Source organism: Vagococcus sp. WN80Y (assembly GCF_059621045.1).
This window is the reverse complement of sequence record NZ_JCAQHY010000127.1, coordinates 21,297-29,835: the sequence shown is the minus strand read 5'-3', so window position 1 is coordinate 29,835 and position 8,539 is coordinate 21,297. Positions and strand designations below refer to the sequence as shown.

8 protein-coding genes and 1 riboswitch are annotated in these 8,539 nt (G+C 37.9%); of the genes, 2 read left to right on the top strand and 6 right to left on the bottom strand.

All coding sequences use genetic code 11. The features are described from left to right. The first annotated feature begins 283 nt into the window (after window positions 1–283). Entirely contained in the window at window positions 284–970 is a 687-nt protein-coding gene (locus tag AC5KOD_RS06160) for a response regulator transcription factor (RefSeq protein ID WP_496913661.1), read from the top strand. Window positions 971–981: 11 nt separating this feature from the next. Beyond that, complete coding sequence (locus AC5KOD_RS06155) at window positions 982–2,481, top strand: sensor histidine kinase (protein WP_496913663.1); 1,500 nt, start codon at window positions 982–984, stop codon at window positions 2,479–2,481. Window positions 2,482–2,516: 35 nt separating this feature from the next. Here AC5KOD_RS06155 and AC5KOD_RS06150 read toward each other — a convergent pair whose 3' ends face one another. The 6 genes from AC5KOD_RS06150 to AC5KOD_RS06125 form a co-directional block, all read right to left on the bottom strand. Continuing rightward, a complete protein-coding gene (locus AC5KOD_RS06150; protein ID WP_496913660.1) occupies window positions 2,517–3,038 on the bottom strand; it encodes a GNAT family N-acetyltransferase in 522 nt (173 codons plus the stop codon). Between the two features lie 436 nt (window positions 3,039–3,474). Continuing rightward, window positions 3,475–3,650, bottom strand: a riboswitch (M-box (ykoK) riboswitch). A gap of 183 nt (window positions 3,651–3,833) precedes the next feature. After that, window positions 3,834–4,832, bottom strand: a complete 999-nt coding sequence (locus AC5KOD_RS06145; RefSeq protein WP_496913659.1) for an inorganic phosphate transporter — start codon at window positions 4,830–4,832, stop codon at window positions 3,834–3,836. Between the two features lie 13 nt (window positions 4,833–4,845). Beyond that, entirely contained in the window at window positions 4,846–5,466 is a 621-nt protein-coding gene (locus AC5KOD_RS06140) for a DUF47 domain-containing protein (protein ID WP_496913658.1), read from the bottom strand. A gap of 206 nt (window positions 5,467–5,672) precedes the next feature. Further along, window positions 5,673–7,022, bottom strand: coding sequence for an MATE family efflux transporter (locus AC5KOD_RS06135; RefSeq protein WP_496913657.1), 1,350 nt, complete (start codon window positions 7,020–7,022; stop codon window positions 5,673–5,675). Window positions 7,023–7,194: 172 nt separating this feature from the next. Beyond that, a complete protein-coding gene (yidC, locus tag AC5KOD_RS06130; protein WP_496913656.1) occupies window positions 7,195–8,151 on the bottom strand; it encodes a membrane protein insertase YidC in 957 nt (318 codons plus the stop codon). Window positions 8,152–8,255: 104 nt separating this feature from the next. After that, a complete protein-coding gene (locus AC5KOD_RS06125) occupies window positions 8,256–8,531 on the bottom strand; it encodes an acylphosphatase (protein ID WP_496913655.1) in 276 nt (91 codons plus the stop codon). Window positions 8,532–8,539 lie beyond the last annotated feature (8 nt).

Below are 8,539 nucleotides of genomic sequence, written 5' to 3'. Positions count from 1 at the left end.
ACTTTAACAACTATCTGTTAAAGTGCTCTAGACCAAATTTGGCAAACCACGCTTTTAGTAGGAGGTAGCTTTTTTTGTTTTTTTACAGGTTTAGTTTTCGTATAAAAAGTCTCACCCTCATTTTGCTGATTTTTGAAAAAAGGTTTTATGTCCGAATTTTGTTTATCTTCCCTTTTAAATATATTGAAAATCTTTGTGAAGATAAAATGGATTTTTTTGTTGGTTATCGTTATAATGGTAATGAGATTGAGAATTTTTTCAATAGAGAAAGGAACTTACCACAATGAGTAATATTTTAATCATCGAGGACGAGAAAAATTTAGCTCGTTTCGTCGAACTAGAATTAAAACATGAAGGATACAATGCAGAGGTTCACTACAATGGAAGAACTGGCCTTGAGGCTGCTTTAAGTGGGGATTGGGATGCAATTCTTCTTGATTTGATGCTACCAGAACTAAATGGATTGGAGGTTTGCCGTCGGATTCGCCAATCTAAGAACACACCGATTATTATGATGACTGCTAGAGATTCTGTAATTGATCGAGTTTCTGGCTTAGATCATGGAGCAGATGATTATATTGTGAAGCCTTTTGCGATAGAAGAATTATTAGCTCGTTTGCGAGCATTGTTACGTCGTATTGATATCGAGGGCGATAAAAATATTACCAAGCAAACAACCATTTCTTATCGCAATTTAACGATTGAAAAAGAGAATCGAATTGTCCGTCGCGATAACGATATTATTGAATTAACGAAACGAGAATATGAGCTACTGCTTACCTTGATGGAAAATGTTAACGTGGTACTTGCTCGTGATGTATTACTTAATAAGGTATGGGGTTATGAAACTGAAGTAGAAACAAACGTTGTGGATGTTTATATTAGATATCTAAGAAATAAAATTGATGTGCCTGGTGAAGAAAGCTATATTCAAACCGTACGTGGTACAGGCTATGTTATGAGGTCGTAATGCGTAACCGCATGAAAGCAACAAAAGAAAAATTTAGTTTCAATTTAGTGCTCACTGCAAAGTGGGCACTTCTTACCTCTACGTTTATTTTTATTCTATTCATGATTTTTTCAGTGATTACATACAAGACAAGTATTAGGTTATTAGTGGGGCAGGAGAAGACTAACTTGCAAGAGACGTTGGATCAAGTGACGAGTCGACTGGAAAAATCAGATGACGATTTAACAATTCGGACGACAACCCTCTATTTGAAAAATACAAAAGGAAGTCTGCCTGGCGATTTAAGCACAGAAACTATTGAGGCCAATATGATTGAGTTGAATAGCTTTCTTTCTGATTTATCACAGCCCAACTTGTCGATGACAGTCTATAATTCTGAGCAGAAACAGGTTTTCGAAACTCGTAAGATGGGCTTACCTTATCAAGGTGGAGATAAGCAGGAGATGAGAGAGGAGCAGTTTGGCGATAAAACAGGTTTTTTAGCAACAGAGCCTATTTACTCTCTTAGTAGCAATGAGTTGACGGGCTATGTGCAGCTTTTTTATGATTTAAGCTCTGTTTATACGATTCGGACTAAATTGCTTAATCGGATGATACTTTTAGTATCTGTTGGCGTGATGGTCAGTTTGATCTTAGGCTTCGTTTTGTCTTCTTATTTTTTGAGACCTTTAAAGAAAATCACCGATACGATCGCGGTGATTAAAAGTGAGCCCCAGTCAGATATTAGATTACCTGAACTTCAAACGAAAGATGAATTTTCTGATTTGACGGAAGTGTTTAATGACATGATGGATCGAATGCAGAAATTCATTATACAGCAACAGCAGTTTGTTGAAGATGTCTCTCATGAATTAAGAACACCTGTCGCTATCATAGAGGGCCATTTAAAGCTTTTAACTCGATGGGGGAAGGATGATCCAGAAATCCTTGAAGAGTCCTTAGAGGCTTCTCTACAGGAGATTACGCGGATGAAAAGTTTAGTCCAAGAGATGTTGGATCTGTCACGAGTTGAGCAAGTAGAGTTCCACCATAAAAATGATACTTCGCAAGCGCAGGAGGTCACTCATCAAACCTTTAATAATTTTCAAATCTTATATGAAGATTTTACGTTTATTTTAGATGATGATTTGCCGCAAGAAATGACAGTAAATATCTATCGAAATCATTTCGAGCAGCTGCTAATTATTATTCTAGATAATGCTGTAAAGTATTCTCGTGAACGTAAAGAGATACACATGTCAGTTTCCTCTAACCAAAGTGAGTTGGAGATTGCTATTCAAGATTACGGTGAGGGGATTAGTGAAGAGGATGTCAGCCAAATTTTTAATCGGTTTTATCGAGTAGATAAGGCTAGAAGTCGGCATAAAGGTGGCAATGGCTTAGGCCTTTCAATCGCTAAAGAGCTTGTTGAGAGTTATGGCGGTCGAATTTATGTTGAAAGTGCAGTTGGAGTGGGCACCATCTTTAGAATATTCTTACCAATCAAAAAAGAAACAAGTAACGAGATTTAATCTGGTTACTTGTTTCATTTTTTGTTGTAGCAGTTCTAAGCAACGTCAATCACCTCTGAGCGGATTGGAAGCTGTTTGTGGTAAAACTGCATTAAATTAGCGCCATTGGATGCTTGTTCGCCGAAACTAGTATAGCTAAGTTTTTCGTAAAATGTCCAGGCAGATTCTCGTGCGTTTAAGACGATTTCGTGATAACCGTGCTGACTTGCAAGCTTTTCAGCATGGGTCATTAGATGTTGACCTATTTGACGTCCTCGAAATTCAGGAGAGACTGCGACTTGCTTAATTTGGCCAACATTTTCTCGTTCCGTTTGGTCAATAAAAAGTGTTCCGACTACTTTGCCTTTAATCATTGCGACTAAATGAATAGCGTATTTTTCTTGGACAGGCGCAGCGGTAATTAATGCTAAGCCACTTGGGTAGTTCAGAGTCATGTTGCGAAGCTCAATAGCTGCTAAGTAGTCAGTGCTTTGCCAAGCCACTGTTTGGATTTTGAGCTCATTGGATAGACGACCGTTGCGTAGACGTTTTTTGATGAGTCTAATCTTATTTTTCATCCAAGCAACCTCCTATAATAATGTTGAATAAACATCAAAATCGGTTGAATGCTTAGAAGTTGGAGCATAAATGAGACTTGTGTCTCGGAATAGTCTTGTTAATAAAGTTAATAATTTTTTCATGGTTAAAAACCCTCTTTCACTTATGATAATTGACATTCAAAAATAAGTGGAAAGAATAAGAATGGGTTGCTCATAACACCACAACATAGTAAAGAAGCCTACGTATCGTTAAGAAGTTGTGGTTGAATCTGTCGAGCTATTTACTTGTTCTTTCCTGGTTATCGATATACTTTCGTCCATCTTCAACCACCTCCTAATAGTCCTGCATTTATTAATACGATGATAGTTGTTAGCTAGTAAATCAGGTGTTGTTTTAGCAACAAAAACCCCCTACATTGAGCACACTCAGCGTAGGGGGTAGACAGTCTAAAAAATGTCGGATTCTACGTTGAGCTTTAGCACTAGACAACGTAAAAGATTAACTGCTTAATCTTTAGATGCGTTCAGAAAAGCCTTAATCGACGATTCATGTTTTACCCATTGGCATCTCTCGATGTTTCTGGGCAGCATCCTGTGTTTGTATAGAAGCCTCACCTAACAAATCAACTATTTGTATTTGACATAAAGATAACATGGAAAAAAAGAAAATGCAAGCTAAAAATTTTACTTGTTTTTTTCGTTAAAAAAGCCTAGAAAACTAAGCGAAAGAGGGCTAAATTTTTAGAAAATTGCTACAATTTAACGCGTCAAAAAAACGACATCATCAAGAAAGATGACGTCGCTAAATGCTACTTAAATAAATAGAGTTAAGAGTGAGAAAATTAACGCGGAAATCACAGCTGATATTGGGAGTGTAATGACCCAAGTGAAGAGCATCCGTTGGCCAGTATCCCATTTCACTCCTTTTATTCGGTGAGATGCACCGACACCCATAATAGCTGAGCTGATGACATGAGTTGTACTGACCGGTAAGTGAATAAGTGTAGCACTAAAGATAATCATCACAGAACTAACATCGGCTGCTACGCCACTAACAGGCTTGATTTTCATGATCTTTCCACCAACCGTTTTAATGATACGCCAGCCACCAATACTTGTTCCGATCGCCATCGCAGTCGCACAGGCAATTTGTACCCAGTGTTGAACATCATCACCTGTTTGATAACCATTAGCAATCAAAGCCATTGTAATAATCCCCATCGCTTTTTGAGCGTCATTAGTACCATGAGTATAGGATTGTAAAGCAGCTGTCAAAATTTGAAACAAACGAAAACGGCTATTGGCACGAGAGAGATTGGCGTTTTTAAAGACTGTTTTTATAATTGTATAGACGACATAACCGACGACAAACGCGATAACTGGTGAGGCAATTAGGCCGACAATAATCATCACAAAGCCAGAGTACTTAATAGCACCAAATCCAGCAGATGCCACAGCAGCCCCAGCGATTGCTCCAATTAGGGCATGGGATGAACTACTAGGAATACCAAAATACCACGTGACTAAATTCCAAATAATGGCTGAAATTAAAGCGGCTAAGATAACAACTTCACCCTTTGGTAAGCTGATTGGATCAACAATTCCTTTGGTAATCGTTTTAGCAACCCCTGTAAACGAGATAGCGCCTAAAAAGTTCATTACAGCAGCCATCATAATAGCATGTTTAGGTTTTAGTGCCTTGGTTGAAACGCTTGTCGCAATAGCATTAGCGGTATCGTGAAAGCCGTTGATTAAATCAAAGATCAAAGCGGCAACAACAATCAGGACAGTGACGATAAATAGTTGATTCATCTATCCGCGCCCCCTAAGCGTTTTTCATCACGATTGAGTTGAGGGTCTTAGAGACATCTTCACAGAAATTCGCGATTTCTTCTAGGTTTTCGTATACCGTCTTATAGCGGATTAAACGAATCGGATCTTGTTCTTCTTGAAATAAATCTAGCAATGCTTCTCTATATAGGCGATCACAATTAGATTCATGTTGCTTAATCTTTTTTGAATGATCATTGATTAGTTTTAGTTTTTTTGAAAAAATGTGATCAACTGCAAAAGCGATTTCATCTGTAGCACCTGAAATTTCTGCAGCCATTTTAGTAATAACGTCATTAAATTTCGATAAATGACAAATTTCGAATGAAAGAGCTGCTTTTTCCATCGCATCTAAGACATCATCAATACGGTTGGTTAGTTCTAAAATATCTTCTCTTTCGATTGGGGTAATAAATGTATCATTTAATTGAACAATCATCTGATGCACAAGCTTATCGCCTTTTGATTCGTAGGTGTCAATTGTTTCAGAAAAAATAGTCACATCTTCTGGTTTTTCTAACGAAAAAGAAGAAAAATAAGTCGCTGCTTCCTTTAAATTGACCGTCATATCATGGAGTAATTCACCGAATTGATCTTTTTTGTTTCTTGAAAACATGTTAAAATCCCCTAACTATAGTAATGTTAAAAACACAAATTCAATGTTAACACAAAATAACAGTTTTAACTATGCCAAAATGAGTTTAATTTGTTTTTAAATTATAATGCTGTTCCTCAGATCCCTGCAATATCAGCTAGTTGTTTTTAGTTTGTTAAAGTTATTTCTGAAATAATGAGATAAAAAGAGGACGAGTGAATCGATAATTAGAGTGATTGAGAAGTTTGTGATAAATGTCTAAGCCTTTTGACGGCTTTGAAATAGGAATAGAGCAAGACGACAACTGATCCGATCCAAGCAAGCGGTCCAGCAATAGCGGCACCAGTGAAGCCAAAAATAGCGGTTAGAACAAGCGCAGCGAAAGAGCGCATAATCAGCTCGACAATACCTGCAAGAGTTGGAATCACGCTTTGACCTAGACCTTGTAAGGTGTAGCGAATAATGAATAAAATAGCCAAGACCCAGTACAGACAGCCATTAATATTGAAAAAGGTTTGAGCTAGGCTAATGACATTGGTTTCACTAGAGCTGACAAAAAGTGTGACTAATTTATCTCCAAATAGAATCACTGTTAGACCCGCCGCAATACTAAAACTAATACTTAAGATGAGGCATTGTTGCACGCCTTTTAAAATCCGCTGATATTTTTTAGCACCATAATTTTGTGCGGTATAAGTTGCCATCGTCACACCGAAAGAAGCCATCGGTAAGACTGCGAATTGGTCAATTTTACTAGCTGCCGCTTGAGCAGCTACGACATCCGTTCCTAGCCCATTCAAAGCTGTTTGTAAGATGATTGCCCCAATCGCAATTATTGAGGCCTGAAAAGCCATTGGTAGAGCAATTCGGATGTGAGTATAGCACTCATCCCATGCTAAGCTGAAGTCTTTTTTAGATAGCTGTAGCTGAGGAATACTGCGTTTGATAAAAATTACGCATAATAAAGCTGAAACAGCCTGTGCAGAAACTGTCGCAATACCAGCGCCAGCAACGCCTACGTCTAAGTAGACAATTAATATGACATCCAAAGCAACATTAACGACACTTGCGACAATCAAAAATAGTAAAGGGGTTCGACTATCACCTAAGGCGCGAATCACGTTCGACAATAAATTAAAAGCCATGGCAGCAAAAATTCCGATAATAATGATGGCAATAAAGGTGTAGGCATCGTCAATGATTTCGGCAGGGGTCTGCATCAAGACAAGTGAGGGACGAATAAATAACAGCCCAAGAATAGTTAAAACAATCGTAACAGCAACACTGATTAAGATACTCATGGCAAAACTTCGTTTAATCCCTTGATAGTCTCTAGCACCAAAGCGTTGGGCAACAATAATAGAAAGTCCTGCTGTCAGGCCCTGAGCAAAGCCAATAATTAAAAAGGTTAGGCTACCAGTTGATCCAACTGCAGCCAGAGCATTTTTCCCTAATACTTGGCCAACAATAATCATGTCAGCCATATGATAAAATTGTTGAAAAACATTACCGATTAATAATGGAATCGTAAAAAGTAAAATTAATTTAATGGGGTTTCCGCTTGTTAAATCTTTCAAAATAAGCCTCCTACTTGGTAAAATAATACTATTAAACAGTATCACAGAGTAGCAAAATAGCAATAGTTTTTTTTGCTTCGGGCAATGTATTATCAGACACATCTTTTGGTAAAAAAAGAGGATGAGACTTTTGTCTCATCCTTATTGTGTCTCAGTTTCTTTTAACTTTACACTATTTTCTTGTTTGCTGACGACCTGCATTGCGACCACCTTGCGCATTTTTGTTTGATTTCGCGTTAGCTCCTGTTTTATTAGGTTGGCTTGGTGTCACGTCTTTTGGTTTTACAACAGGAATCTTAACTTCTTTCGGTGGATTCTTGCGGAACTCTTCCGCAATTTGAGCGCGAATCCGTGGTTTTTGGTAGAAATTACTGATGATTGTCTGAATACAACTGAAAACCCCACCGATTACCCAATAAAGTGTGACCCCAGCAGGTGAGCTTAACGAAATAAATCCAATCATTAGTGGAGACATGAACATCATGGTCTTCATTTGTTTCTTTTGTTCTTCAGGAATTCCGATAGTTCCTAGATAGCTCTGTAACAAGTAACTTAAAGCAGCTAGAACAGTGAAGATCATATTTGGTTTTCCAAGATTGACTCCTAAGAAAGTTGCAGTGTCAATTCCTGGCATGTATTTGATTGTAAAGAAGAGTGCAGTGAAGACTGGCATTTGAATTAAAAGCGGTAAGCACCCCATACCACCAAACATGCTCATGTTGTTGTCTTTATAAAAAGCCTGCATTTCTTGAGTTGCGGCCATTTGTTCTTCTTGGGTGACAGCCGCTTTTTGTTTTTGCTGTAACGCGTCAATAGACGGTTTAAGCATTTGCATTTTTTCAGACTGCATGCTAGCCTTTTTAGATTGATGTAAACCTAAAGGCAAGATAATTGCTCTCACAATTAAGGTGAAAACGATGATTGCCAAGCCATAGTTACCACCAAACATGTCAACAAAAAAGGTAATTAATTTACTGAATGGTTCGACTAAAAGATTGTATACCCAGCCATCACCAGTTGGTTTACCTGTATCAGGACCAGATTTAATTGTCTGCACACACCCAGAAAGGGTCAATAATAAGCCGAACATCCCAGATGCTAGCAGCCATTTTTTAAATTTTTTCTTCATTCGATTCTTCCTTTTTCCAAATTTTACTCGTAAAGACTACTATAATAGATTCTACCTGATTTTTCAATTGAAATCATCAAAATAATGAGAAACGTCTATGTTATTTAATAGGTAACCTCAAAGCTTGTACGATCTTTAATTGAGTCATCATAAGAAATCTCACAGTGATCTACTCGTCCGCTAGGGGAGGGAGAGGCTTTAATTAGGTTAACGAAGTCTTTTAAAGTAGCTTCTGGCCCATTAGCTTCGATGTAAACGGAGCCATCATGTTCATTGCGAACAATGCCAGAAATCCCTAGCCGATCAGCGGCCATTTTAGTTAGAAAACGAAAGCCAACACCTTGAACTCGTCCATTCACGCGCATGCGTACTTTTTTCATGTTTTTCC